The organism is Streptomyces sp. NPDC051243 (genome assembly GCF_044455405.1).
Classification (GTDB): domain Bacteria; phylum Actinomycetota; class Actinomycetes; order Streptomycetales; family Streptomycetaceae; genus Streptomyces.
Map to the genome: position 1 here is coordinate 178,909 of NZ_JBITES010000001.1, position 25,278 is coordinate 204,186.

24 protein-coding genes and 1 pseudogene are annotated in these 25,278 nt (G+C 68.6%); 7 read left to right on the forward strand and 18 right to left on the reverse strand.

Annotation, left to right across the window (positions count from 1 at the left end):
• Positions 1-13 precede the first annotated feature (13 nt).
• Both ACIBAG_RS00805 and ACIBAG_RS00810 read left to right on the forward strand, forming a co-directional pair.
• Positions 14-745, forward strand: a complete 732-nt coding sequence (locus ACIBAG_RS00805; protein WP_399099419.1) for a hypothetical protein — start codon at positions 14-16, stop codon at positions 743-745.
• 210 nt (positions 746-955) lie between these two features.
• Positions 956-1,546: a nucleoside deaminase gene (locus ACIBAG_RS00810; RefSeq protein WP_399099421.1), complete on the forward strand. Its 591-nt coding sequence runs from the start codon at positions 956-958 to the stop codon at positions 1,544-1,546.
• A 15-nt stretch (positions 1,547-1,561) separates the two neighbouring features.
• On the opposite strand, the gene ACIBAG_RS00815 is transcribed toward ACIBAG_RS00810, so the two are convergent.
• A complete protein-coding gene (locus ACIBAG_RS00815) occupies positions 1,562-1,930 on the reverse strand; it encodes an antibiotic biosynthesis monooxygenase family protein (RefSeq protein WP_399099423.1) in 369 nt (122 codons plus the stop codon).
• Complete coding sequence (locus tag ACIBAG_RS00820; RefSeq protein ID WP_399099425.1) at positions 1,927-2,331, reverse strand: RidA family protein; 405 nt, start codon at positions 2,329-2,331, stop codon at positions 1,927-1,929. Before ACIBAG_RS00820 ends, ACIBAG_RS00815 begins: the two co-directional genes overlap by 4 nt.
• 72 nt (positions 2,332-2,403) lie before the next feature.
• Between ACIBAG_RS00820 and ACIBAG_RS00825 the strand changes: the two are divergent.
• A pseudogene (locus ACIBAG_RS00825) lies at positions 2,404-3,303 on the forward strand (LysR family transcriptional regulator); the annotation flags it as partial.
• Positions 3,304-3,795: 492 nt separating this feature from the next.
• Here the strand turns inward: ACIBAG_RS00825 and ACIBAG_RS00830 are convergent.
• Positions 3,796-4,965 carry an ROK family transcriptional regulator gene (locus ACIBAG_RS00830; RefSeq protein WP_399099427.1) on the reverse strand — a complete coding sequence of 390 codons (1,170 nt, stop codon included), beginning with the start codon at positions 4,963-4,965 and terminating at the stop codon, positions 3,796-3,798.
• A gap of 239 nt (positions 4,966-5,204) precedes the next feature.
• Here ACIBAG_RS00830 and ACIBAG_RS00835 point away from each other — a divergent pair, with 239 nt between their 5' ends.
• On the forward strand, positions 5,205-6,554 hold the full coding sequence (locus ACIBAG_RS00835) for an aspartate aminotransferase family protein (protein ID WP_399099429.1): 1,350 nt from the start codon (positions 5,205-5,207) through the stop codon (positions 6,552-6,554).
• A gap of 22 nt (positions 6,555-6,576) precedes the next feature.
• Positions 6,577-7,656: a phosphotransferase gene (locus ACIBAG_RS00840; protein WP_399099431.1), complete on the forward strand. Its 1,080-nt coding sequence runs from the start codon at positions 6,577-6,579 to the stop codon at positions 7,654-7,656.
• A gap of 90 nt (positions 7,657-7,746) precedes the next feature.
• Here the strand turns inward: ACIBAG_RS00840 and ACIBAG_RS00845 are convergent, their stop codons facing one another.
• The 14 genes from ACIBAG_RS00845 to solA form a co-directional block, all read right to left on the reverse strand.
• On the reverse strand, positions 7,747-8,190 hold the full coding sequence (locus tag ACIBAG_RS00845; RefSeq protein ID WP_399099434.1) for an SDR family NAD(P)-dependent oxidoreductase: 444 nt from the start codon (positions 8,188-8,190) through the stop codon (positions 7,747-7,749).
• Positions 8,191-8,202: 12 nt separating this feature from the next.
• On the reverse strand, positions 8,203-9,612 hold the full coding sequence (gene aspA, locus ACIBAG_RS00850; RefSeq protein ID WP_399099436.1) for an aspartate ammonia-lyase: 1,410 nt from the start codon (positions 9,610-9,612) through the stop codon (positions 8,203-8,205).
• Positions 9,613-9,700: 88 nt separating this feature from the next.
• The gene (locus tag ACIBAG_RS00855; RefSeq protein WP_399099438.1) at positions 9,701-10,984 is read right to left on the reverse strand and encodes an NAD(P)/FAD-dependent oxidoreductase; all 1,284 of its coding nucleotides are present in this window, start codon (positions 10,982-10,984) and stop codon (positions 9,701-9,703) included.
• 50 nt (positions 10,985-11,034) lie between these two features.
• A complete protein-coding gene (locus ACIBAG_RS00860) occupies positions 11,035-11,700 on the reverse strand; it encodes a haloacid dehalogenase type II (protein WP_399099440.1) in 666 nt (221 codons plus the stop codon).
• Between the two features lie 46 nt (positions 11,701-11,746).
• The gene (locus ACIBAG_RS00865; RefSeq protein ID WP_399099442.1) at positions 11,747-12,685 is read right to left on the reverse strand and encodes an aldo/keto reductase; all 939 of its coding nucleotides are present in this window, start codon (positions 12,683-12,685) and stop codon (positions 11,747-11,749) included.
• On the reverse strand, positions 12,682-14,142 hold the full coding sequence (locus ACIBAG_RS00870) for an aldehyde dehydrogenase family protein (RefSeq protein ID WP_399099444.1): 1,461 nt from the start codon (positions 14,140-14,142) through the stop codon (positions 12,682-12,684). Before ACIBAG_RS00870 ends, ACIBAG_RS00865 begins: the two co-directional genes overlap by 4 nt.
• The gene (locus ACIBAG_RS00875) at positions 14,139-15,092 is read right to left on the reverse strand and encodes a succinylglutamate desuccinylase/aspartoacylase family protein (protein WP_399099448.1); all 954 of its coding nucleotides are present in this window, start codon (positions 15,090-15,092) and stop codon (positions 14,139-14,141) included. The genes ACIBAG_RS00870 and ACIBAG_RS00875 overlap by 4 nt, the downstream gene beginning before the upstream one ends.
• Before the next feature lie 23 nt (positions 15,093-15,115).
• A complete protein-coding gene (locus ACIBAG_RS00880; protein WP_399099450.1) occupies positions 15,116-16,498 on the reverse strand; it encodes an aminotransferase class III-fold pyridoxal phosphate-dependent enzyme in 1,383 nt (460 codons plus the stop codon).
• Positions 16,495-17,361 carry an ABC transporter permease gene (locus ACIBAG_RS00885; RefSeq protein ID WP_399099452.1) on the reverse strand — a complete coding sequence of 289 codons (867 nt, stop codon included), beginning with the start codon at positions 17,359-17,361 and terminating at the stop codon, positions 16,495-16,497. The genes ACIBAG_RS00880 and ACIBAG_RS00885 overlap by 4 nt, the downstream gene beginning before the upstream one ends.
• Positions 17,358-18,254 (reverse strand): ABC transporter permease, encoded by an 897-nt coding sequence (locus tag ACIBAG_RS00890; protein ID WP_399099454.1) that lies wholly within the window; start codon positions 18,252-18,254, stop codon positions 17,358-17,360. The genes ACIBAG_RS00885 and ACIBAG_RS00890 overlap by 4 nt, the downstream gene beginning before the upstream one ends.
• A 3-nt stretch (positions 18,255-18,257) precedes the next feature.
• On the reverse strand, positions 18,258-19,394 hold the full coding sequence (locus ACIBAG_RS00895) for an ABC transporter ATP-binding protein (RefSeq protein ID WP_399099456.1): 1,137 nt from the start codon (positions 19,392-19,394) through the stop codon (positions 18,258-18,260).
• On the reverse strand, positions 19,387-20,493 hold the full coding sequence (locus ACIBAG_RS00900; RefSeq protein ID WP_399099458.1) for an extracellular solute-binding protein: 1,107 nt from the start codon (positions 20,491-20,493) through the stop codon (positions 19,387-19,389). The genes ACIBAG_RS00895 and ACIBAG_RS00900 overlap by 8 nt, the downstream gene beginning before the upstream one ends.
• Positions 20,494-20,572: 79 nt before the next feature.
• On the reverse strand, positions 20,573-21,640 hold the full coding sequence (locus ACIBAG_RS00905) for a succinylglutamate desuccinylase/aspartoacylase family protein (protein WP_399099460.1): 1,068 nt from the start codon (positions 21,638-21,640) through the stop codon (positions 20,573-20,575).
• Complete coding sequence (gene solA, locus ACIBAG_RS00910; protein WP_399099462.1) at positions 21,637-22,776, reverse strand: N-methyl-L-tryptophan oxidase; 1,140 nt, start codon at positions 22,774-22,776, stop codon at positions 21,637-21,639. Before solA ends, ACIBAG_RS00905 begins: the two co-directional genes overlap by 4 nt.
• Before the next feature lie 285 nt (positions 22,777-23,061).
• Here solA and ACIBAG_RS00915 point away from each other — a divergent pair, with 285 nt between their 5' ends.
• Together ACIBAG_RS00915 and ACIBAG_RS00920 are read left to right on the forward strand one after the other, a co-directional pair.
• A complete protein-coding gene (locus ACIBAG_RS00915) occupies positions 23,062-23,808 on the forward strand; it encodes an IclR family transcriptional regulator (protein ID WP_399100531.1) in 747 nt (248 codons plus the stop codon).
• A 256-nt stretch (positions 23,809-24,064) separates the two neighbouring features.
• Positions 24,065-24,808 carry an IclR family transcriptional regulator gene (locus tag ACIBAG_RS00920; protein WP_399100533.1) on the forward strand — a complete coding sequence of 248 codons (744 nt, stop codon included), beginning with the start codon at positions 24,065-24,067 and terminating at the stop codon, positions 24,806-24,808.
• 39 nt (positions 24,809-24,847) lie between these two features.
• Here the strand turns inward: ACIBAG_RS00920 and ACIBAG_RS00925 are convergent, their stop codons facing one another.
• Positions 24,848-25,273 carry a cupin domain-containing protein gene (locus ACIBAG_RS00925; protein WP_399099464.1) on the reverse strand — a complete coding sequence of 142 codons (426 nt, stop codon included), beginning with the start codon at positions 25,271-25,273 and terminating at the stop codon, positions 24,848-24,850.
• Positions 25,274-25,278 lie beyond the last annotated feature (5 nt).

Genomic DNA, 25,278 nt, shown 5'->3' on the forward strand with positions numbered 1-25,278 from the left:
CGACCATCCGGGCATGCGCGCTCTGATTGCCGACCTGGTTGTGCCCGGCGACGCGTCGATGTACGTCATGAGTGCGTTGGAAACGTCCCGCGAACTCATCCGGCACTCCTACTACCGGTACGAGTTCGCCACCGTCGCCGTCACCCATTCCCTGTTCGCCCTGGAGCAGGTCCTTGCCGAACGGCTGGCCGTCGACGAACCCCTCCGGGACCTGACCGAGCGGGCCGCCGACGCAGGGCTGATCACGGCCGAACTCGCCGCCCGACTCGATGGCGGCCGGCTGCTGCGCGACAAGCTTGCGCAGGGCACCGCGACAAGTGCCGCCCGCACGCCGGCCGACGCCATCCGCATGGTGCGTGCCGTCTTCGACGCTGTGTCTCTGCTTCTCGGCGCACGGCCAACTGGGGTGGAGGCGACGGCGGTTGACGCGGGCGGTGCACAGTCCGAGGACCGACTCGCCCGGCTGTGGGAGGAACATCGGCGCGCGCCGTTTCCCGCAAGCTTCCGCGGCGTGGACATCGAGGGCGTGGAGCTGGTCCTCCTGGACGCCGATGTCGCGGGCCTCGTCCAGAGAGAGCTGAGCGGCGGACTCGACAGCAGTGGCATTGCCGTCCTCTGGTCGTGCATCGCCGACCTCGACAGGATCATGCCACTGATCAACGAGGCGTACTGCGCCGCCTACTTCACGGCACTTCGAAGGATGGCCGGACTCGCAGCGGCGCGCCACATCCCCGCTGCGACCTGAGCCCGCGGTTTCCAGACCCCCTTCCCGTGACGGTTCGGATACGCTGCGAAGTCATCGGTGCCGGGTGAGGAGAGGTGCATGGACTCGTGCAGGCGTCAGTTCCTCGGCAGGACGGCAGCCGTGATGGCGGGTGTCGCGGCGCCGTTGGCCGTCCCAACAGGCGCTGGTGCTGGTGCCGGTGCCGGTGCCGGTGCCAGGCATGAGGCATTCATGTGGCCGGCCGTCGCCCGGGCCCGGCGAAATCCCGAGTGGCCGTTCGGCGCGGTGATCGTCCACAACCGCACCGGCGAGGTCCTGGCAGGTGGCGTCAACACCGGGGCGGACAGCCCGCTGCTGCACGGCGAGGTGGCCGCCATGAACGACTACGTACGGCGACACGGCAACCAGGCCTGGGCCGACACCACCCTCTACACGACGGGCGAGCCCTGCTCGATGTGCATGAGCGCGCTGGCCTGGGCGAATGTACGGCGCGTCGTCTGGGCAAGCTCGATCGCCGAGATCCGCCGTACCGACATCATCCAAATCGACCTGACCGCACAGGAGGTGGCCGCCGCCGCACGCTCCTTCTACAGCCCGGAGCTCCTCCTGGGCGGCGTACTGGCGAACCACACGAACCGCCTCTTCGAGGAGGCCCAGCGCCTGCGCCAGAGCGAACCGGACGCAGGATCGGATGGGCGCCGCGGCTCAGCAGCAGACGTTGCGGGGCAGCGCGGCCACACCTCCGCGGCATCGGCAACGGCACTTGGCTCCACCCTTGGGGCGCGGGAAGGCAGCTGTCGCAGAGCCCGGTCAGCAGGCTGACCAACCGAGACCACCTCAGCGACCGGGGTTCTGCGCTCGTGTGAACCCGTGGCTCCGCTCCACTTTCGCCACGTGCAGCGTGTAGCTCTGGTACCACTCGGCTCGCCCGCGCTCTTGCGCCGCCCGGTGCTCGATGTTGGTCCGCCACTGGGTGAGGGCGTCGGCGTTCCGGAAGTAGCTGACGGTGATGCCCAGCCCGCCAGGAGTCTGCGCGTGGTCCGTCCCGAGGTATCCGGGGACGTCCTTCACCAGGTCTTCCATGCGTGCGTTGGTCTCGCTGTAGCCGCTCTGGTCCTGGGTTCGCACCGTGGTGAAGACCGCCACGTAGTAGGGCGGTTCATAGGCCCCGACGGGCACGACAGGCGCTTCCGGGTGATCGCTCATGGCGCCACCGCGAGGGGGACGCGCCGCCGCGCGTACACCTCTATTTCGATCTTCATCCGCGGGTCGGCGAGACCACACATGAGCATCGTGGCGGCCGGCCGAACCTCCCCGAAGCAGCGGCGCAGGACCGGCCAGCAGGATGCGAAGTCTTCGCGGTCGGGCAGGAGGTAACGCACGCGCACCACGTCGGCGAAGGTGCACTTCGCCTCGGCCAGTGCGGCCTCGATGTTGCGCAGGCACTGCTCGGCCTGCTCCACCACGTCGTCGGAGATCGTCATGGTGGCGTAGTCGAACCCGGTCGTCCCGGACACATGCACCCAGTCGCCGTCGACCACGGCACGGGCGTAGCCGATCTGCTCCTCAAAGGCCGAGCCGCTGAGGATCGCGCGTCGCTCTGTCATGCGCCGAACGCTAAATGACCAGCATTGATACGTCTAATACGGCCGCATGGATGGTCTGATATCTCTGGGCGTATGGAGCGCCGCCCCGAACTCCCGCTACCGCAGTTGCACGCCTTCGTCGTGCTCGCAGAGGAACTCCACTTCGGCCACGCGGCCGCCCGACTGGGCATTGCCCAGCCGCCGCTGAGCCAGCAGATCCGCCGCCTGGAGGACAAGGTCGGCCACGAGCTGTTCGCCCGCGCCCCAGGGCGTGTCACCCTCACGGCGGCCGGCAGCGAGCTGCTGCCCGCCGCCCGACGGGCACTCACCGACCTCGCGGACGGTCTGGCCGCAGCCCGGGCCGTCGGCAGTGGCCGGGCCGGTCGCCTGCGGATCGGCTTCGCCGCCTCCCTCGCCCTGACGGTCCTGCCCGGCCTTCTGCGAACCTTCCGTCACCAGTTTCCCGGCGTGCACCTGGACATCCACGAGATGACCACCGCTCCGCAGATCGCCGCCCTGCATGACAAGACCATCGACATCGGTCTGCTGCGCGAACCCCCCACCGACGAGACTGGGCTCGGCTTCAGGACGGTACTCAGCGAGCCTTTCGTGGCCGTGCTGCCGTCCACCCATCCTCTGGCCACGCAACGGACCGTACGGGTTGAACAGTTGGCGGACTCGCCCTTCGTGCTGCTGCCCCGCGCGGTCGGCCCGCCACTGCACGACCAGATCATCGGCCTGTGCACCGCTGCAGGGTTCACACCGCAGGTAGTCCAGCACGCGGTGGAGTGGCAAACCGTGTGCGCCCTCGTGGAAACCGGTCTGGGCGTCTCCCTGGCCCCGGCGAGCATCCGACGCATCCGCCTCAAAGGCGTCGCCTTCCGCAGGATCGAACCAGGCACAGCCCGTACACGAGTGGCCGTCGCCTGGCGCGAGAACGACCACAATCCCCTGGTCACACACCTGCTGGCGACCATCAACCAAGATCTGCCGAACAGGCGCCAGCTCAATCGACACGTCACCCGGAGAAAGCTTGTGCCTCGGCCCGGGCGAGCCACACCCAGCCCCGAAGCCGGCATCAGGTCGGCAAGCGTCCTGCCGCAGCCGCCCACGGACAGTCGTACCGTGGCATATCGTCCGCCACCCGAAACCAATGCCGACACCCGGACATAGTTGAGCGGCTGGTGCCGGACGGGCTATGGGAGGTTGCTCCCCGCCACCCCCTGGGTCGCAGGCTTCGTCGGAGAAGCCGTACGGCTGCCCGCCGAGATGTCCGGCGACCGGGCCCGCACGCCGCTCGGCCTGCTGCCGGTCGCCACCGCCGCGGCCGACCATCCGCCGTCCACCGCAGAACGAGTGCCGCTACAGCCACGTTCGGCGGCTTCGGATACGGCAGCATGGGCCGCGAAGGTTCCTGTCAAACCTGATGCCGGACCAGCATTCAATCCCTGGCCACCCCCAGTGACAGATCGTGTGGTGGCCGAGTCAGAAGGCTGGTGCGGATCGCTCCGCAGGTTGGCTCTGGCGACGTGCCCCGAGCACAGCGTCTCGTAGCCGGCCCTGAGCCAGGGTCAGGCACGCGTACACCGCTCCTTCTGCTGTCGACAGGCCCATCACCTGCGTCACCGTCTTGATCTCCGGGACCGCCGGAAGGCTCTGGCCCAGTCGTCTGCGCACCTCGGGAAGCACTTCTTCGACGAGCGGGCGCAATCGGCCCACGAAATAGACCGATTCAGGGTCCAGCATCACGGCGACGACGCTGACAGCAGTCGCGATTGCCGTGGTGAACGCTTCCAGCACCTCGGCGTGCGGCATCTCTTCGTGCGGTTCCCGCCAGAGGTCTTCGATGCGTTCCAGCTCGAGGCCGCGCACACGAGCAAAGCGAAGAAGACCGCTTGTGCTCAGCAGCTCATCGAGGATCTCATCGTCAACGCCGGAGGAGAGCACACCAATGTCCCCGAAGGCGGGCGTCCGCCCGCGGGCGAGCTCGCGATCTGTGCAGCTGGCGAAGTTCAGGCTGGTGCTGAGGCTGAAGAGCGCGGCGTTCCTGACGGTGGCGTCGTTGGTGAGGATTCCGAGCAAGGACGCGTTGGCGTCACTGTCGAGGAGCACGGGAGCATTGATCAGGTCTTCAATGGCTCGCTGAAGATCAGAGCCAGCGAAGATTTTCATCGACTCCGCCGGGCCGAAGATCTCCTTGCCGTTCCGGACCCGGCCAGGCACCGCGGCGACGACCTGGCGCAGTGGTCCCTGTGCGGATTCGCTGGCCTTCGCAACCAAGCCGACCAGCCATTCGGCGCCGGCCCTGACGTCGTCGTGGGCCTCGGTGGGAACCGTCACGTGGTGGACCCCGCGGCCCCTCAGATCGGTGACGAGGACGCAGGTGGTCTGCGCGCCGAAGCTGATACCGACGACGTGCCCGGTCGTACCGGGCACGTCCAGATAGGTGGACCGGCGGCCGCGGCCGACAACCTCATCCACTCCGCCGTCGATGACGAAGCCATCCGCCCGAAGCTCCTCCACGGCTCGGGACACCGTGGCCTTGCTCAAGCCCGTGAGCTCGATGAGCTCGTTCCGCGTCAAGGGCGCCCTGGTCAGGACTACATCAAGGACCGAGGCCTTGTTGTAGTCGCGCGATGTGGGATTGCTGGTCACCTCATGACCATAGCGAGACCGCTACGCCGAGCCAGCAGGCGGCAGTCCGGTCCTGGAGGCCTTGGGCCCCCTCAGGAGTGCATGAAAAAGGGGTCGAGAGGAACCTCTCTCGCCGTGCGAGCAGAGCTCGCGGAGCGCCACGATTTTTGTTTCAGGCTGGAACTGGAACTAAAGATGGTAGAGTCTCGGCCACAGCAGTGAGCAACTCCGACTGAACCAGGCCGAAAGGTGTGCCTCCGATGGCTTCGACGCTGAGTCCAGCCCTCGCCCACTACCCCAACCGGTTCGACCCGGGCGGGCTGAGCGAGCTCCCCGAACACCTCCAGGAGACCATCCGACGCCGGAACAAAGTGCTCGGTCCTGGCTATACGCTCATCTACAAGGAGCCGGTCGAATTCGTCTCCGGTCACGGAGCCCACCTGATCGACCGCGACGGCAACGACTACCTCGACGCGTACAACAACGTTCCGTGCGTCGGGCACGCCCACCCGCACGTGGCCGATGCCGTCTCCCGCCAGATGGCGGCAGTCAACACCAACACCCGCTACGTCCAGGAGTCGCTGGTCGACTATGCGGAGCGGCTTCTCGCCACCTTCCCCGAGGAGTTGTCGAAGCTGAGTCTCGCGTGCAGCGGGTCGGAGGCCAACGACCTCGCGGTGCGGGTGGCGAGGTTCCACACGGGCGGTGAGGGAATCATCGTGACTCGCTGGGCCTACCACGGCCTCACTCGTGAGGTGGCGAGCTTCTCGCCGACTCTGGGCACAGGGTCACCGCTGGGACCGAACGTCCGGCTCATCGACCCTCCTGACCCGCGCCTGGTCGCGCCCGGATCCACGCTCGCCGAGCACATGCGCAACCAGGTGCGCGGCGCGATCGACGACCTGGAGCGCCATGGTTACCGGCTCGCGGCACTGATCACCGACTGCGCCTACTCCAGCGATGGAATCTTCACGGACCCGGTCGGTTACATGAAGGCCGTGGTGGAGGAGGTGCACGCGGCCGGCGGTGTCTACATCGCGGACGAGGTGCAGTCGGGATTCGCCCGGCTCGGAGACTCGATGTGGGGCTTCGCCCGCCACGCCGTGCTGCCGGACATAGTCACCATGGGTAAGCCGATGGGCAATGGACTGCCGATTTCGGGGGTGGCTTTCCGTCCCGAGGTCTGCGAGGAGTTCGGACAGAGCGTTCGCTACTTCAACACCTTCGCCGGCAGCTCGATCCCCGTGGCCGCCGGCGCCGCAGTCCTGGATGTCTTCGAGAACGAGAACGTGCAGCAGCGCGCTCTCGAGAACGGTACGGCTCTGCGCACAGGGCTCCAGGAGATCACGAAGGATTCCCCTTACGTCGCCGAGGTGCGCGGCAGCGGTCTCTACGTCGGTGTGGAGCTCGTCAAGGACCGGGAGACGCTCGAGCCCGACCGCTCACGCACCGAAGATGTCATCAACGACATGCGCGACCGTCGGATCCTCATCAGCGGCACGGGCAAAGCGGCGAACGTTCTGAAGATCCGTCCCCCGCTGGCCTTCACCTCCGCCGATGTGACCCGATTCCTGGAGACCTTCTCCGAGGTCGCGAAGGACCGTCTGTAGCAGGCTGGCCAAGGAACTGACCATGAACACCTCACCGGCAATGAGAATCGTTCAACGGCTCTTCGAGGAGAGCGGCCTGGCATCGTCTCACGAGCCCATCGACGTCATGCTGGTGAGCGCCCTCCTTGAGGGGCGTTACCACGTCGGCGGACGTCTCGAGCGACTGGCGACGGAGAAGGATGACACGTTCAGGCTCAGTACCGGCTCGAACGACTACCTCGTGAAGGTCTCACCCCCTGACGAGGCAGAGACGGTTGTCGCTCTACAGACCGCCGTGATGCGTTTTCTCCAAGGCGCCGCTCCGGAATTGCCGGTCCAGCGGGTGAAGCTGACCGTCGGCGGAGACGACCGCGTGGTCATCAGAACGAACGACGGCAGGACTCGAGTCCTGCGGGTGTTCGACTTCGTCGAAGGTCCGGTCCTGGCACGAACGAATCCAACGGCTGAGCAGCTCGCCAAGGTGGGCGAGATGCTGGGACGAGTCGACGTGGCACTGAAAGCATTTGAGCACCCTGCGGACCGACGAGGGTTGGTATGGGACATCCGGCATTTCCACCAGCTGACCGGACTTGTCGAGCACACGCCGAATAACGAGCACCGTCAGTTGGCTCAGGAGGTCTTCCGGCTTTTCGACGGAGCCATCGTCCCAAGGCTGAATGATCTCGAAACGCAAGTGATCCACGGCGACTACAGCCCTTACAACGTGGTCGTGGATCCGCGAAGCGACGACTTTGTCACCGGCGTCATCGACTTCGGTGACACCATGCGCAGTGCCGTGATCTTCGACCCCGCTGTCTCCCTGGCCAACCTGCTCGGCCGCGTGCCAGATCATCCCTGGCTGGATGCCTGCGCCTTCGTCGCCGGCTACGAACGGGCACGCCCCATCGACGACTCGGAGCTTCCGCTGCTGCCGATTGCCGCGCTGGCACGACTCACGCTGCGCGCGCTGATCACGAACTGGCGCGCGGAGCGCGTACCAGAACGGCGCGACTACCTCCTCGGCCACGCCAAGGACGACTGGATCAACGTCGGACGAGCCATGGCCGTACCCCTGGGCGACGTCATCGCGCAACTCCGGGAAGGCCGTCACGACCTCGCCTGAACCAGGATCGACTCCCCGGTTGTGCGCCGGCTCGACGACGCCCGGCCCGACCAGGGCGTACTGACGTCGAGCCCCTGCACACCCATTGCCTCAACAACATCCTGTCCGACGCCGTACGCGGCAGACTGCACGGGGCGAGCGCCTGTACGGACGGTACGGCGAGAGCCACCCGCAGCCGACCGCCCGAACCGCCCTTGTCGCCGGTGCCCGAACCGCCCTCCCCCACTTGATTCCCTTCGACAGGCGAAACCTCAACCAATGGACGGCTCGTGAGGGTCCGTTCGGCATACCTGCGGCCAGGACCGACCATCGCCTCGATGCATCCGCCGACGTCCTGTCGCCGCGGTGTAGTGCCAGGTCATGGCGTCCGTGACCGCATGGTCGCCACTGAACATGCCCCGCAGCGTTCTGGGGCTCAGGCCGCCGTCCGGTGAGCAGGAGGTTGGCGCCCTCGCGGCGGAAGTGGGAGGCGACAGCCTGACCGATGCCGCTTGATGCTCCGGTGATCACAGCGTTGACATTCTGGAGTCTCATGTTCGTTCCCTGTCAGGCCAGCACCCGACCGCTGCCCGCCACGGCCTCGGGCCGCAGCAGGTCGGCGAGGGTCTGGGCGGGCAACAGGCCCTTCTCCAGGACGAGTTCGGCCACGCCCCGGCCGGTGGCGAGTGCCTCCTTGGCGATGTCGGTGGCCGCCATGTACCCGATGTAAGGGTTGAGCGCGGTCACCAGACCGATGGAGCTCTCCACCGCCGCGCGGAGTTCGTCCTCGTTGGCGGTGATGCCGTCCACGCAACGCTCGGCCAGGGTGAGGCAGGCCGCGCGGAGGTGGGTGAGGGACTCCGACAGGGAGTGCAGGATGATCGGTTCGAAGGCGTTGAGCTGGAGCTGTCCCGCCTCGGCGGCCATGGTGATGGCGACGTCGTTTCCGATGACCTCGAAGGCGACCTGGTTGACGACCTCGGGGATCACCGGGTTGACCTTGCCGGGCATGATCGACGAACCGGCCTGTACGGGCGGCAGGTTGATCTCGTTGAGGCCGGCGCGGGGGCCGGAGGAGAGCAGGCGAAGGTCGTTGCAGCTCTTCGACAGCTTCACGGCGATGCGCTTGAGCACGCCCGACATCTGGACGAAGGCGCCGCAGTCCTGCGTGGCCTCGACGAGGTTGGCGGCGGTGACCAGCGGCAGACCGGTGATCTCGGCGAGGTGGCGGCGGGCCGACTCGGCGTAGCCGGCAGGTGCGTTGAGCCCGGTACCGATGGCGGTGGCGCCGAGGTTGATCTCATGGACAAGCTCCACGGCCTCGGCGAGGCGGCTGCGGTCCTCGTCCAGCATCACCGCGAACGTGGAGAACTCCTGGCCCAGAGTCATAGGCACGGCATCCTGGAGCTGGGTGCGCCCCATCTTCAGCACATCGCGGAACTCCACTGCCTTACGGGCGAAGGAGTCCTGCAGGACCGCCATCGCCTTGAGCAGCTCATGCACCGCGAACACGGTCGCGATCTTCACGGCGGTCGGATAGACGTCATTGGTGGACTGGCCGAGGTTGACGTCCTCGTTGGGGTGCAGGTACCGGTACTCGCCCTTGGCACGGCCCAGCAGCTCCAACGCCCGGTTCGCGATCACCTCGTTGGCGTTCATGTTCGTCGAAGTGCCGGCACCACCTTGGATGACGTCGACGACGAACTGCTCGTGCAGCTTGCCGGAGCGGATCTCCCGGCAGGCGGCGATGATGGCGGCGGCCTTCTCCGGCGCCAGCAGCCCCAGTTCCTCATTCGCCAGGGCGGCGGCCTCCTTGACGGCGGCGAGGGCGTCGATCAGATGCGGGTAGGCGGAGATGGGAGTGCCGGTGATCGGGAAGTTCTCCGTGGCGCGCAGGGTGTGCACGCCCCAGTAGGCGTCGGTGGGGACATCCCGGTCGCCGAGCAAGTCGTGCTCAATGCGTGTGACGGCGTTCATGAGGCTGGGGCTTCTCTCGGGAGGCATGGTGGGGCCCTCCGCGCGGCTGCACGGAAGGCCCCGTGGTGTCACCGGTGTCGGTACCTGCTCAGAGCAGGCGATCCTTCGCCTTGTAGTAGGCGCCGCCGAACGGCAGGAACCAGGCGGTGCCGTTGTAGAAGGGGACGGGCACCTTCGGGAAGCCGAAGCCGCGCATCGGGTTGGCCTCGGGCTTGCCGTCCATCATCTCGGCGACCGCGCGGCCCATGTACGTGGCCATCTGGACGCCGTGGCCGCAGTAACCCATGGAGTAGTACAGGCCGTTGACCTCGCCAGCGTGCGGGATGCGGTCCCAGGAGAAACCGACCATGCCGCCCCACACGTAGTCGATGCGCACCCCCGCCAGCTGCGGGAAGATCTCGGTCATCTCCCGCTTGAGGATGTCACCGCTCTTGATGTCGGAAGCCGGGTTGGAAGGAGCGAAGCGGGCCCGGCCGCCGAAGGCGAGTCGGTTGTCCGGGGTGAGCCGGACGTAGTGGCCGACGTTCTTGTGGGCGACCAGCAGGCGGCCGTTCGGGATGAGCTCCTTGGCACGCGCCTCCCCCAGCGGCTCGGTGACGATGATGAAGCTGCCGACGTTGATCAGCCGCTTGCGGAACCACGGCATCGACTTGTCGGTGTAGGCGTCGGTCGCCGCCATGACCTGCTTGGCACGGATGGTGCCGTGCATGGTCTCCACCACGAAGCCGCCGCCGGGGAGCCGGGTGAGGCCGGTCGCGGCGTTGCGCTCGTGGATGTCGGCGCCGGCCCGCTCGGCGGCGTCCGCCAGGCCGCCGACGAACTTGCCCACGTGCAGGCCCGCACTGTCCGGGTCGAGCAGAGCGCCGTGGTAGTAGTCCGTGCCGAGTTCGGCCCGCAGCTCGCTCTTGCTGAGGACGACCGTCTCGTGGCCGAAGTTGTCGGCCAGGTCGCGCTGCTTGGCCCGCAGACCGTCGAAGTGGCCGGGCTTGCAGACCGCGCCGAGGCGCCCGGAGCGGTTGAAGTCGCAGTCGATGTTCTCGGTTCGGGTGAGCTCCTCGACCAGGTCGACCGCGTCGCGGAAGGCGTCGTAGAGCTCACGGGCCCGCTCCTGGCCGTAGCGCTTGCGCGCCTCGGCGGGGCTGATGGTGATGCCCTGGGTGCACATGCTGCCGTTGCGCCCGGAGGCGCCCGAACCGACCTTGTCCTTCTCGACGAGGACGGTCCGGGCACCCTTGCGGGCGGTGTGATAGGCGGTGGACAGGCCGGTGAGGCCGCCGCCGATCACCACCACGTCCGCCTCTTCGGGCAGGTCCTTTCCGGAACGGTCGGGCAGGGCCGGAGCTGTGTCCAGCCAGTAGGGGATCTGCTTCATGGCGTGCGTCCTCTGTGTTTCTCAGTCCTGTGTCGCCGGTGTGCCGTTGGTCAGCAGCCGAGCAGCTTCGGCAGGCCCGACAGGTCGGGCAGCTCGTCGTACGGCTGGTAGTCGGCGCTGCCCTTGCGGCCGTAGCGGTTGATCCACACCCGGCGCTTCAGACCCAGGTCGCGGGTCGGGATGTGGTCGTACTCCCAGCCCTGGGCGACGTGGATGACCTGCGACGCCTCGACACCCATGGTGCGGTGGGCGTGCTTGAAGGCCTGGCGGTCCGGCTTGTAGGCGCCGGCCTGCTGGGCGGTGATGACGTAGTCGAACTCGACACCGATGTTCTTGACGTTCCGCGCGATCAGGTTGTCGTCGGAGTTGGAGATGATCGCGATCTCGTACTTGGTCTTCAGCTTCCGCAGTGCCTCCGGGACCTCCGGGAAGGGGCCGAAGGTGGGGACGGCGTCCACGAGGGCCTCGCCGTCGGTCTCGCGGTACTCCAGGCCGTGCAGCCGCATGGCGTTGCGCAGGCTGGAGTGCAGGATCTCGTGGTAGGGGCGGTAGGCCTCCAGGACAGCCTGGAAGCGCATGACGCGGAAGTCGTCGAGGAACTCGTCGACATCCAGGTTGTCCAGATCGAGCCGGTCCTCGAGGACCTTCAGGGTCGTCGGGCCGAGCTCGAAGTTGATCAGGGTCGCATAGGCGTCGAAGGTGACGATCTCTCGCATGGTGTCCAGCCTTGCTCTCTCGCGGTTCTCAGAGGGGGTGGGGGCTTCAGACGACGCGTTCGCCGGGGGCGACGATCGCGTCAAGCGCGGCCAGGTCGGCCGGACTTGGTATCCAGTCGGCCGCCGCCGCGTTGGCGGTGACCTGTTCGGGGGTCATGGCTCCGCAGATGACGGAGCCGACGGCGGAGAAGGCCGCCAGTGCGCCGACCGCGACCTGGAGGAGGGTCAGTCCGCGGTCGGCGCCGTATGCGGTGAGCGCCTCGACCCTGTCGAGGGCCGCGTCGGTGAGCCAGCCCTGACGCCAGGACAGGCGGCTGCCGGGCGGGGGCTCCTCGCCGCGGCGGTACTTGCCGCTGAGCAGGCCGTTGGCCAGCGGGTAGTACGGCAGCAGGCCGAGGCCGTGGTGCAGGCAGGCCGGGATGAGGTCCCGTTCCGCACCGCGGTCGAGCAGGTGGTAGCGCGCCTGGGTGGACACGAAGGCGTCCGTGACCTGCTCGGCCGGGAGGTTGGAGCAGCCGAGGTAGCGGATCTTGCCTTCGTCGACCAGCTCCTGGAGCGCGGCGACCGTCTCCTCCAACGGCGTGACGCCGTCCGGTTCGTGGTACTGGTACAGGTCGATCCGGTCGGTGCCGAGCCGGCGTAGTGACGCCTCCACCGCGTACCGGATGTAGGCGCGGGATCCGCGCGGACCGTACAGGTCGGCATCCCGGTCCATCTCCATGCCGAACTTGGTGGCGAGCACGATGTCGTCGCGGTGACCCTTGAGGGCACCGCCCAGCAGGCGTTCGCCGTCGCCGCGCGAGCCACCCCGCTCACCGGACCCGCCGTACATGTCGGCGGTGTCGAACAGGGTGATCCCCGCGTCGAGGGCGGCGTGGACGACGGCCTTCGTGCCGTCCTCGTCGAGACGGCTGCCGAAGTTGTTGCCGCCCACGCCGACCACCGAGACGGCCGGACCGCGCTCGCCGAGCGTGCGGTATCTCATGACCGGTTGCCGAACCCGATGCAGACGTTCTTGGTCTGCAGGTAGCTGGCCAGGCCTTCGAGGCCCTTCTCCCGTCCCCAGCCGCTGTGCTTGTAGCCACCGAAGGGGAGCTCTACGCCCGTGCCGACGCCGGTGGCGTTGACATAGACCTGGCCGGCCCGGATGCCCTCGGCCATACGCATCGCCTTGTCGATGTCGCGGGTCCACACGTACGAGGCGAGGCCGTACGGGCTGTCGTTGGCGATCTCCAGCGCCTCGTCCGCGTCGTCGAACTCGATGACCGTGACGACGGGACCGAAGATCTCCTCGCGGGCGCAACGGGCCTGGTTGTCGAGCCCGGTGAGGACGGTCGGCTCGACGTAGTAGCCGTCGGCCAGCTCGGGGTCCGAGGGAGCACCTCCCCCGGCCCGTGCCACGGCGCCCTCCTCCCGTGCCAGCTCCAGGTAGCCGAGGACCCTGTCCCGCTGCCGTGCGGCGACCAGCGGGCCGACGTCCGGGTCGGTGAGACCCGGGCCGATGCGCAGGGACGCGGCGTGCGCGACGAGCTTGTCCAGGAACTCCTCGGCGCCGCGCTGGAGGAGCAGCCGGGTGCCGGCCGAGCAGGTCTGCCCGGCGTTGCCGAACGCGGAGGCGGCGACGGCCCCGAGCGCCAGGTCGAAGTCGGCGTCCGCGAAGACGACGACCGGCGACTTGCCGCCAAGTTCCGTGACCGAGGGCACCACGTTGGCGGCGGCGGCCTGGGCGACCTTGATGCCGGTCGGCACCGAACCCGTGAAGGTGACCTGGTCGATGTCCGGGTGCCCGGCGAGGGCCGCGCCGGTCTCTCCGTCACCGGGGACCACGTTGAGGACGCCCGGCGGAAGACCGCACTCCAGGGCGATCCTGCCGATCTCCAGCGGGGTGAGCGGCGCCTCGGGAGACGGCTTGAGCACCACCGTGCAGCCGGCGGCGAGCGCCGGGGCAGAGCCCCTCCCGGTGTTCTGGAGGGGGTAGTTGAAGGGGATGATGTGGCCGGAGACGCCGATCGGCTCACGGACGGTGTAGTCGAGCAGGCCGGGGCCGAGCGGGATCGTCGAACCGCCGAGCTTGTCGGCGACGCCCGCGTAGAACTCGAAGTAGCGGGCGGCCGCCTCGACATCGGCCTTCGCCTGGCGCAGCGGCTTGCCGACGTCCTGGCTCTCCAGGCGGGCCAGCCGTTCGCCCTGGTAGCGGATGGCCTCGGCGATCCGGTACAGGATCCGGCCCCGGTCGGCGGCGCGCATCCGCGCCCACTCGGGTGCCGTGAAGGCCGCGCGGGCCGCCGCCACCGCCTGGTCCACATCGGCCTTGCCGCCCAGCGCCACCCGGGCGATGGCCGTGCCGTTCGACGGGTCGAGGACGGTGAAGGTGCGGCCGTCGGCGGCGGGGACGTGCTTACCGCCGATCAGCAGCTCGGTCAGCTGGACTTCGTCAATCATGGCTTGATCTCCCCCAGCACCTCGCCGAAGATGACAACCTCGTCGCCGGGGCGGACCGTGCGGATCCGGCGGACCCAGAGCACGATGCCCTCCTGCGGGGCGAGGACCTCCTCCAGCGTGTTGCCGTAGTGGTCGGTGATGGTGGCGATCAGGTCGCCTTCCTTGCACGTCTCCCCCGGCTCGGCGCGGGCGACGAAGAAGCCACCGGAGGCGGAGCGGGCGAAGGTGCCGGAGACGGTCGTGTAGGTGTCCCGCAGCTTCGCCTCGCCGTCGATCATGCCGAGGCTGCGCAGGATGTTGCGGATCGAGTTCATGTGGTGCTCGACGTTCGCCTCGCGGTACGTGGCGCCGCCGCACTCGATGGTGATGGCGGGCTTGCCGGCTTCGAGGACGGGGTGGCGGACCGTGCCGCCCCACTTGCCGCCCTTCCAGACCAGCTCGTGCCCGGCGGCGAGGGCCAGGTCCGTCGCCAGGTCCTCGTAGCCGCCCTGGAGGATGACCAGCGGGGCGATCTCGCCGTAGGCGCCACCGGTGTGCAGATCGACCACGGCGTCGACGGCGGGGACGACCTGCTCGACGAAGGTGGCGGCCAGGCGCTGCGAGTACGAGCCCTCCGCGTCGCCCGGGAAGATGCGGTTGAGGTTGAGGTGGTCGATGCCGCTGGCGCGGGCGGCGGCCTCGAAGGCGGGGGTGTTCAGGCAGGGGATGCCGACGACGGTGCCGCGCAGGGTGGCCGGGTCGATCTCGGCGAGCACGCGGCGGATGGCCTCCTGACCGTCGTACTCGTCACCGTGGACGCCCGCGTCCACACACAGGACCGGGCCGTCCTGGACGCCGTTGACGACGATCAGCGGAATGCCGAGCTCCACGCCGTAGCTGCTGGTGCCGACCGGGATCAGGCCCTGGGCGCGCTCGCCGGGGGCGACGGTCAGCGGACCGATGGAGTACATGTGGATCCTTTCCAAGAGGTGGATCAGATGCGGGCCGATGCCTCGGCGAGGACGCCCGCGATGATCGCGGCGATACGGTCGAGGACGGCGCGGTCGCTGATCAGCGGGGGCGCGATCTGGACCAGAGGCGCGGAGCGGTTGTAGACGCGGGCCAGCAGGCCGGCCTCGCGCAGCCGACGCGGGATCAGGTCGCCGATCAGTTCGGTTCGGGCCTTGGCGCTGAAAGCGCCGTCGTCGAGATCGCCGACGAGTTCGCAGGAGTAGAAGAACCCGGTGCCGCGGACGTCGCCGACGATCGGCAGGTCCTTGAGCGCCGCCATGCGCCTCGCCAGGTCGCCCTGGAGGCCGCGGACGTTGTCCAGGATGCGGTCCCGCTCCATGATGTCCAGGTTGCGCAGGGCGATGGCCGTGCTCAGCGGGTGCCCGGCGAAGGTGTAGCCGTGGTTGAGGACCGCGCCGGGCCGGTTGATGACCTCGGTGACCTTGGTGCCGACCAGCGTCGCGCCCAGGGGGGCGTATCCGGCGGTGATGCCCTTGGCGACGGTGACCATGTCCGGGCGGGCGCCGTAGCGGTCACCGCCGAACCACTCGCCGATCCGGCCGAAGGCCGTGATGACCTCGTCGGCGACGAGCAGGAAGCCGTACCGGTCGGCCAGCGCCCGCAACCCCTGCCAGTAACCCTGGGGCGGGGTGATGCAGCCGCCCCGGTTCTGCACCGGCTCGGCGATCAGCATGGCGATCGTCTCCGGGCCCTCGGTCAGGATCGCGGCCTCCAACTCCGCGAGCAGCCATGCCGTGTACACCTCGTCGTCCGCGAACTCCGGTGCGAGGCCGAGGCGGTTGGTGTTGGACACGAACCTGGTGTTGATCGCCGGCGGGCCGTACGGCTCCGTCAGCCCGGGGTCGTCGTTGAACGACAGCGTGCCGATGGTCAGCCCGTGGTAGGCGCCGCGCCGGGCGATCGCCTTGGTGCGGCCCGGCTCACCGCGCAGGGCGTGGTAGCTGCGGGCGAGCTTCCAGGCCGTCTCGACGGCTTCGGCGCCGCCGCTCGAGAAGAACGTGTGCTCGATGTCGACGGGAGCGATCCGGGAGAGCCGCTCGGCGAGTTCGATGGCCGAGGGGTGCGCGGAGCCGGTCCACAGCGGGCTGTAGCACAGCTCGCGCAATTGCCGTTCGGCTGCCTCTGCGAACTCCGGGCCGTAGGAGTAGCCGAGCTGGCAGCAGTACAGCCCTGACAGACCGTCGATGTAGCGGTTGCCGTCCGCGTCGTCGACGTACGCGCCCTCCCCTCGCTGGACGACGAGGAGCTCTTCGCCCTCGTCGCCGAGCGATCCGTTGGCGGTCATGTGCAGCAGTAGGTGCCGCTGAGCGGTGGCCGCGGTCAGCTGAGCGGCGGCGGTGGTCATACGGCCTCGCCTCCGGGGTTGGCGACGCCGACGGTGTTCTCGACCGAGAGCAGGGAGTCCTGCCGTCCGGAGCCGAGCCAGCGGACCAGGGCGACGATGCCGAGGGCGAGGATCGCGAAGGCGATGAGGATCGCGCTGACCGCTGTCACGCTGGGGTCGATCTCGAAGGTGAGCGAGTTGTAGACCTGCACGGGCAGGGTGACGGTGTCGACGGAGGAGAGGAACTGGGAGATGTAGAACTCGTCGAAGCTGGTGATGAAGGAGAAGATCGCCGCTGCGATCATGCCGGGCGCGGCCAGGGGGAAGGTGATCTTCCGGGCGATCGTCAGCCGGCCGGCGCCCATGCTGGCCGCGGCGTCCTCGAGGCGTTCGTCGATCCCGCGCAGGGTCGCGATCAGGATCAGCACCGCGATCGGCGAGGCCAGCACCGTGTGGCCGAGGGCGATGGCGATCGGGCTGCCCAGCATCGCGGCGGGTTCGAAGAGGAGGAACAGGCCGAGTGCGGTGACGATCTGCGGGATGACCAGCGGGCCCAGGACCAGGGCGAAGACCGCCGAACGCAGCGGGAGTTCGCTGCGGACCAGGGCGGTCGCCGCGGTCACCCCGATGATGAGGGAGAAGACGGTGCTCAGCGCGGCGACCAGAGCGCTCAGGGTGAGCGCGGCGGGCCATTTGCTGCCGTCGGCGAACAGGGCCTTGTACCAGTTCAGCGTCCACGCCTCCGGGGGGAAAGAAGCGAAGGCGTTGTTGCTGAAGGAGGTGACGAGGATGACGACGATCGGCAGCGCCAGGAACAGCAGGATCACGGTGGCGATGGCCGTCAGGGCGATACGGCCGGTGAGGGTCTTGCGCAGCTCCATCATGATCCGTTCCTCCTCCTACGGCTGGCGCCGAGCGAGGTGACAACCTTCACCAGGAGCAGTCCGGCGAGGGTGAGGACCAGCAGGATCACGCCCTGCGCGGCCGCCCCGTTCCACTGGTTCTCCTTGGTGACCTGCTGGTTGATGAGGGTGGCGATCATCGTCTGGTTGGGGCCGCCCATCAGGGCCGGGGTGATGTAGTAGCCCAGCGAGAGGATGAAACTGAGCAGTCCAGCACTGGCCAGCCCGGGGGCGACCAGCGGCAGATACACCCGCCGGAAGATGGTCACTCGGCCCGCGCCCATGCTCGCGGCTGCGGCGAGCAGGCGGCGGTCCACTCCGCGCATCACGCCGTACAGCAGCAGCACGGTGTAGGGGAGCATCATCGAGGTGGTACCGATGACCACGCCAAGTTCGTTGTAGAGCAGCTGGAACGGCGCTCCGGGAACCGACATCGCGGCCAGGGACTCGTTCACCAGGCCCTTGTCACCGAGCATGATGATCCAGCCGTAGGTGCGCACCAGGGCGCTGACGAAGTGCGGGACGACCACGACCAGCATCGCCAGGCCGGCGAGGATGGGCTTGAGCCGGGTGATCGCCTGGGCCAGGACGAACCCGAAGACCAGGCTCAGCACTGCTGTTTCGGCGGAGATCCGCAGCGTGGTGAACAGCACGGAGAGGTTGACGCCGGTGAGGGCGTCGGCGTACCAGTGCAGGGTGAAGGAGCCGTCGGCGTCCTTCAGGCTGAGCAGCAGCGTGGAGAAGATCGGGTAGACGAACAGCACCAGCAGATAGACGACGACCGGCAGCGCGTACAGGATCCCGACCCGGGTCCGGCGCGAGGCGAGGAGTTTGCGGGGGCGGGCGGGAGCGTTGGCGGTGAGGGTGGCGGCCATGGCTCACCCCGCCTGTTCGTCGGCGAAGAGGTTGACGTCCTCGGGGTCGGCGGTGAGGCCGACCCGCTCGCCGGCGACGGGGCCGCGGCCTGCGGGTACTTCCAGGCGCAGCAGCGGCGCCTGACCGCCGTCGATGCGCACGCCGGCGCGGACGAGGGTGCCGACGTAGGTGGCGGTTTCGACCGTGCCGGTACAGAAGCCGTCGTCGGTGGCACTGGCCCGCAGCCGGCCCGGCTGCACCGCGACCTTCACCTGTGTGCCGGGAGCCAGCTGGTGACGGCGGGCCTTGATGAGACCACCACTGTCGAGGCGGACCAGGGTGTGCTCGCCGTCATGCTTGTCGATACGGCCGGGCAGGAAGTTCGCCGCGCCGAGGAAGTCCGCGACGAACGGTGTCTTGGGCCGCTCGAACAGCTCCCTCGGGGTGTCGAACTGCTCGATCAGGCCGTTGCGCATCACCGCGATACGGTCCGACATGACCAGCGCTTCTTCCTGATCGTGCGTCACATAGATGACGGTCAGGCCGAGTTCCTGCTGGATGGTCTTGATCTCCACCTGAAGCTGGTCGCGGAGCTTCTTGTCCAGGGCGCCCAGCGGCTCGTCCATGAGGATGACCGGGGGGCGGTAGACCAGGGCCCGGCACAGGGCGACGCGCTGCTGCTGACCACCGGACAGCTCACGCGGCTTGCGGCCGCCGAACCCGGACAGGCCGGCGATCTCCAGCGTCTCCCCCACCCGACGGCGGATCTCGTCCTTCGGCACTCCGCGCAGTGTGAGCGGGAAGGCGACGTTCTCGCTCACGGTCATGTGCGGGAAGAGCAGGTACTGCTGGAAGACGAAGCCGAGGTTTCGCTTCTGCGGGGCAAGACGCGTCACGTCACGGTCCCCGACGGTGATGGTGCCGGAGTCGGGTTCGCAGAACCCGGCGATCATCATCAACGTCGTGGTCTTGCCCGACCCCGAGGAACCGAGGAAAGTGACGAACTCCCCCGCCGCGATCTCCATCGACGCCTCGTCGACGGCGACCACGTCCCCGTACGTCTTACGCAATGCCACTACCGACAGCGACTTGCCGGTCGTGGTGGCCGGCTTGTTGCCGGCCACCTTCACCGACGGTGCGGCGACACCGAATTCAGCCACGAGCCCACTCCAACCAGCGCTTGGTGACGGCCGATTCGTTCTTCAGCCACCAGTCGATGTCCGTGTCGAAGCCCTTGTCGTAGTACTTCGGCGCACCCGCCAGCGCGTTGCGCTCGTCCTCGGTGAGCTTCGCGTAAGCCAGCGGGGACGACGGGTTCGACGGGAACGCCTTGGCCAGGTTGGCCTGGCTCTCCGCCCGCAGCGAGAAGTCCATCAGCCGGTAGGCGGCGTCTATGTTGGCCGCGCCCTTGGCGATGGCATAGCCCTGGAACTGCCGGCGCATGCCGTTCAGCTGCCTGGTGACCGGGACACCCTGCTTCTCCAGGTCCGCGATACGACCGTCCCACACGGTGGACATGGTCACTTCCTGGCGGCTGAGCAGCACACCGGGGAGCGGGCCGCTGTCCCAGAACTTCTTGATGTCGCCCCGCAGCTGGGTCAGCACCTTGAAGGCACGGTCCACATCCAGCGGGTACAGCTTGTCCATCGGGACGCCATCGGCCAGCAGCGCGAACTCCAGCTCCGGCAGGTCACCGTCCGGATTGCACATCGACCGGCCGCCCTGGAACGCCCCGGTGTCCCAGAAGTCCGCCCACGACTCCGGCTTCTTACCCCCGAAAGCATCCGTGCGGTATGCCATACAGGCGCCGTAGAAGCTGCTGCCGACGGCATGCTCGGTGATCTGGTTCTCGGGGATCTTCGCGCTCTTCACGCTCTTGACCCGGTCGAGGTCCAGCGCCTCCAGCGCGTCCTGCTTGACGTACTTGGTGTGCGACATCATCGAGTTGTTGATGAGATCGCACTGCGGCCGACCCTGCTTGATCTGCGCCAGCAGCGGAGCGTCATCCAGGTTCAGCACCTTCACCTGGATACCGGTCTCCTGCGTGAACGGCGTATAGATCGCCTTCTGCAGCGCAGCCCCGTAGGAACCGCCACTGTCGCGGACGACCACCGTCTTGCCGCCCTTGCCACCGCTGTCGGCGCCGGACCGGCTGGTGCCGGTGCCGCAGGCGGAGAGGGTGGTCGCGGCGGCGACACCCGCAGTGATCCCGCCTATTCCTCGCAGGAACAGTCTGCGGTCTATTCGGGCATCTTTCATCGTGTGCCTCCTGGGTGGTGCTGGCCGTGAGAAGGGGAGCGGCTGGGGACGTGGAATGGGGGGCGGCTGGAATGGGGGTCTAGGGGCGGGGGCCCGCCTCGTCGGATCCGGCGCCAAGACCGGGGGCCCGGAGGGTGTCGGCCCGCGCGGCCGTGTCGGGGTCCCACGGGACGGCGAGGGCGGCGAGTTCGGTGCCGGGGGCGACGGTGAGGCCGTGCATGCCGTAGAAGATCCGGCCGTCGGCCGGGGCGTGGACGGTGTGCTCCGTGCCGTCGGTCGGGTCGACGATGCGGCCGAGGAGGTCGCCCTCGGCGACTTCGCCGATGACGGCGGCGTCGAAGGAGAACTCCGGGTACCACAGGCCGGTGGCCGCGGCGGTGACGCCGGCGGACCAGACCCACTCGCGGATCGGCGCCGGAGCGGAGTCGTCCTGGTCGAGGACGCCCAGATGGCGAAGTGCCTTCAGCAGGCCGTCGACGCGGCGGAGGGCGGTGGCCTCGTCCCGCCGGCCGAGCTGGCCCACCTCGACGAGGACCGCCGAGACGCCCCGGCGGGCGGCGGCCGCGTGGCTGTTGCCGCCCTCGGGCGTCAGCCCGAGGATGACGTCCTCGATGCCGAAGGAGCCTGCCAGTTCGGCCGTCGCCTTGTCCAGGTCGGGGTCACCGGTGAGGCGGTAGCCGACGAAGTCCCGCAGGACCTGGTCGATGCCCCCGCAGTGCAGGTCGATGTAGACATCGGCGCCGTCGACGAGGTGGGTGAAGAGCCAGGCGGCCAGCCGTTCGGTGGGGCCGCCGACCGGGTCGCCGGGGAAGACACGGTTGAGGTTCACGCCGTCGACCGGGGAGATGTTGAGCCGGCCCTGGTACACGGCGGGCGGGTTGGCGACCGGACAGATGATCACCTGCCCGCTCACCTCGCCGGGCTCCAGCAGGTCTGCCAGGCGCACGGCCGCTTCGATGGGTGTGAACTCGCCGCCGTGCACGCCGGCGGTGATGACGACCCGGGGACCCGGGCGGGCTCCGTTGACCAGGGTCACCGGGATGTCCGCGGTGAGGGTGCCGAGGTCGGCCTGGACGGTGCCGCGGGCCTTGGTGCCGGGCCGGGCCGCCAGGGAGCCGACGGAGAGGGTGGTGTCCTGCACGGTCATGCCTCCGTACGGCCGACGGTGGAGAGGAAGTCGATGGGCTGGGGCGAGGCGCCGTCCAGCGCGAGGTCCGCGGCGATATCGCCGAAGGCGGGCGAGAGTTTGAAGCCGTGGCCGGAGAATCCGGCGAGCAGGATGACGTTCTCGGCGCCGGGCAGCGGGCCGACCAGTGGGCGGCTGCTCTCGGTGTAGCCCTCCATGTAGACCGAGAGGCGGGTGGGGTCCGGGTGAAGGTCGGGCAGGTAGCGCCCGATCAGCTCGGAGAAGATCTCCAGTTCGTCCGGCCGCACGGTGCGGTCCAGTTGGTTGGGGTCGTCGGCGAGCCGGTGCAGCGCGCGGGACAGTCCGAGCTTGACCGAGATGCCGTCCGGGGAGGGCAGGCCGTAGCAGTGGGTGGGTGCCGTGCGGATGAACGCCGGGCGCTCCTCGCCGAACCAGGCGTCGGGGGCGGTGGGCACGTACCAGGCGCTGACGAGGCGGCGGACTTCCACCTCCCACGGCAGGTCGGGCAGCAGGTCGTTGACCCAGGGGCCGGGCGTGACGACGGCGGTGTCGAAGCGCTCGCTGCCGGAGTCGGTGCGGATCTCCACGCCGCCCGCGACGGGGACGATCTCGCGGACCGTGCTGTAGCGGTGGATGACGGCGCCCAGTTGCTCGGCGCGGCGGGCGGCGGTCTGGATGGTCAGCTCCGGGCGGATGAATCCGGCGCGGCGGTCGAGGACGGCCGCGTCGCCGTCCTCGATGCGGTACTGCGGGAAGCGCTTGGCGAGCGCCTCGGCGTCCAGCACCTCGTGGTCGAGGTCGTGCTCGGCGATGGACTGGAGGACGGTGGCCATCTGCTGGTGCTCGGTCGGCCCCATCAGCAGGCATCCGGTCAGACGGCGCAGCTCGCGGCCGGTCTCCTGCTGGAGCTGCTCCCACAGGGCGTCGGCGTGCTTGAGGAGCGGAACGTACCGGGAGTCCTCGAAATGGGCGCTGCGGAAGATCCGGGACTCGCCGCCGGCGGCACTGCGGTCGTGGCCGGGTGCGTAGCGGTCGTAGCCGACGACCTCGGCGCCGCGGGCCGCCAGCCGCCAGGCGGCCTGGCTGCCCATCGTTCCGACGCCGACCACCGCGACGCGCTTCCTGGCAGCTGACACAGGACTTTCCTTTCGTATCGCCGAGGCGCATGCTGGGCCTTCGACGTGAGGATGTTCGATTCGAGACGATTTGGGCGGGAGCCAGGCCCTCCTCGTGGACCTGCGGCTCGCAACCGCCGCGTTCTCGCAGTCCGGCTCACTTCCGGGGGATCTCTCCGAAGGGCCGTGCCACTATGTGGAATGCTGTGCTAGAATCTGGCACAGAGAATGACAGTGGCTTCAGAGGGGAGTCAAGAGGGTGTACGGCAGAAATTTGAAGGATTAACAGGGGGAAACCGGATGGAAATGAAGAGCGTCACCAGGTCGCTGCGCATCCTGGAGGCGGTCGCCCAGCATCAGCCCGTGACCGTAGGGGAGTTGACGAAGCTCTTCGGACTGCCGAAGTCCACCGTGCAGCGCACCCTGGTCACGCTGGCGGAGGCCGGCTGGCTGCGCGCCAACCGCAAGGACACCACCCGCTGGGAGATCGGCGCCCGCGTGCTGGCCGTGCGCCCCGCAGCCCTGCAGGGCTCCAGCCTGTTCGCCGCCGCCCGTGAACCCATGGTTCGCCTTCGGGACGCGGTGAACGAGACCATCCACCTGTCGGTACCGGATGCCCTGCAGTGCATGGTCGTGGTGGACCGCGTCGACTGCGACCACCCCGTGCGCACCTTCCACACGATCGGCGACACCTCACCTCTGCACGCCACGGCCGTCGGGCGCGCCGTTCTCGCCCACCTTCCGAGGCGGGACGTCGACGACCTCATCGCGGCGGGGCTGGAGCGGTTCAGCGACACGACCCCTGTCGAGCCCGACGAGCTGCGCGCCGAGCTGGACCGGATCCGCACCGACGGCTACGCGGTCAACCGCAACCAGTACCGGCCGGGCGTCTGCGCCGTCGCCGCCGCCGTGCTCGACGAGGACGGCACCCCGCTGGCAGCCGTGGCCGTCTCCATGCCCGAGGCGCGCTACGACGGTGAACAGACACCCAAGTGGGGCCGCCTCGTCGCCGACACGGCCGCGGAGATCTCACGGCGCCGCATGGGCGCCTGAACGCAAGACGACGGCCCGCAAGCCGTCGACCGAGGGCCGGCCTCGCACGCGTGAGCGCGCGAGCCGGCCCTCAGTCTTGAGTCACGGCAGCGTCCGCCCTGCGCCCAGCCGGTCCACTGATCGACCGAACCCCGCCGCATGCCGTATTGTGGCACGCTATGCTGGAATCCGGCACGGATCATGACCGTGAGTCCGTGACCGGAGCCAGGAAGTTGAGAACCACGAATCCGCAGGTCTGAGGGGGCATCGAATGGAAATGAAGAGCGTCATCAGGTCGCTACGGGTTCTGGAGGCAGTCGCCCGACACCAACCCGTGACTGTCGGGGAGTTGACGAGGATCTTCGGGCTCCCGAAGTCCACCGTGCAGCGCACCCTGGTCACCCTCAACGAGGCGGGCTGGCTGCGCGCCAACCGCAAGGACACCACCCGCTGGGAGGTCGGCGCCCGCGTCCTGGCCGTACGCCCCGCAGCCCTACAGGGCTCCAGCCTGTTCGCCGCCGCCCGTGAACCCATGATCCGGCTCCGCGACGCGCTCAACGAGACCATCCACCTTTCGGTACCGGACGCCCTGCACGGCATGGTCGTCGTCGACCGCGTCGACTGCGACCACGCCGTACGCACCTTCCACGCCATCGGCGACACCTCACCCCTGCACGCCACCGCCGCCGGGAACGCCGTCCTGGCCCATCTGGGCAAGTCCGACATAGAAGAGGTCACCGCGGGGCCGCTGGAGGGTTACGGCGAGGAGACCATCACCGACCCGGGGCAACTGCGCGCCGAGCTCCGCCGCGTGAGAGAGCGTGGCTACGCCGTCAACCACAACCAGTACCTGCAGGGTGTCTGCGCGATCGCGGCACCCGTGCTCGACGGTGAGGGAACACCGTTGGCCGCCGTGGCCGTCTCCCTGCCCGACTCCCGCTTCGAGCCCGGACGGCTGCCCGAGCTGGGCCGGCTGGTCGCCGAGACGGCCGCGGAGATCACCGCCCGGCACCCGGCCTGACGACGGTCCCGGCTCCCGCTCCTCACTCCGGCTGATGCATCACTTCACGATCACGTAGATCTTGCGCACGGTTTCGATGGTCTTCCAGACGCCGACGAAGCCCGGCTTCATGACAAAGCTGTCGCCCCCCTTGTAGACCACCGGCTCGCCACCTTCCGGGGTGAGTTCGACGATGCCGGCGAGGATGTGGCAGAACTCGAACGTCTCGCCCTTGATCGAGCGGGTCTCGCCGGGCGTCGCCTCCCAGACTCCCGTATGGATCATCTCCCCGCGGGCGATGTCCTGGGGCCAGGTCATGAACGCGGGGTCGCCGGAAACCAGACGCTCCGGGAGCGGGCCGGACTTGTGCGGCGCGAACGAGGGGTCGGTGTCGATGGTCTTCAGGAACGACATGTTCTTTCTTTCCTTGGCGTCGAGAAATCGATGGCCGTCCACCCGCGCCCGGCGGCGTGGAAAGCCGGGCACGGGTG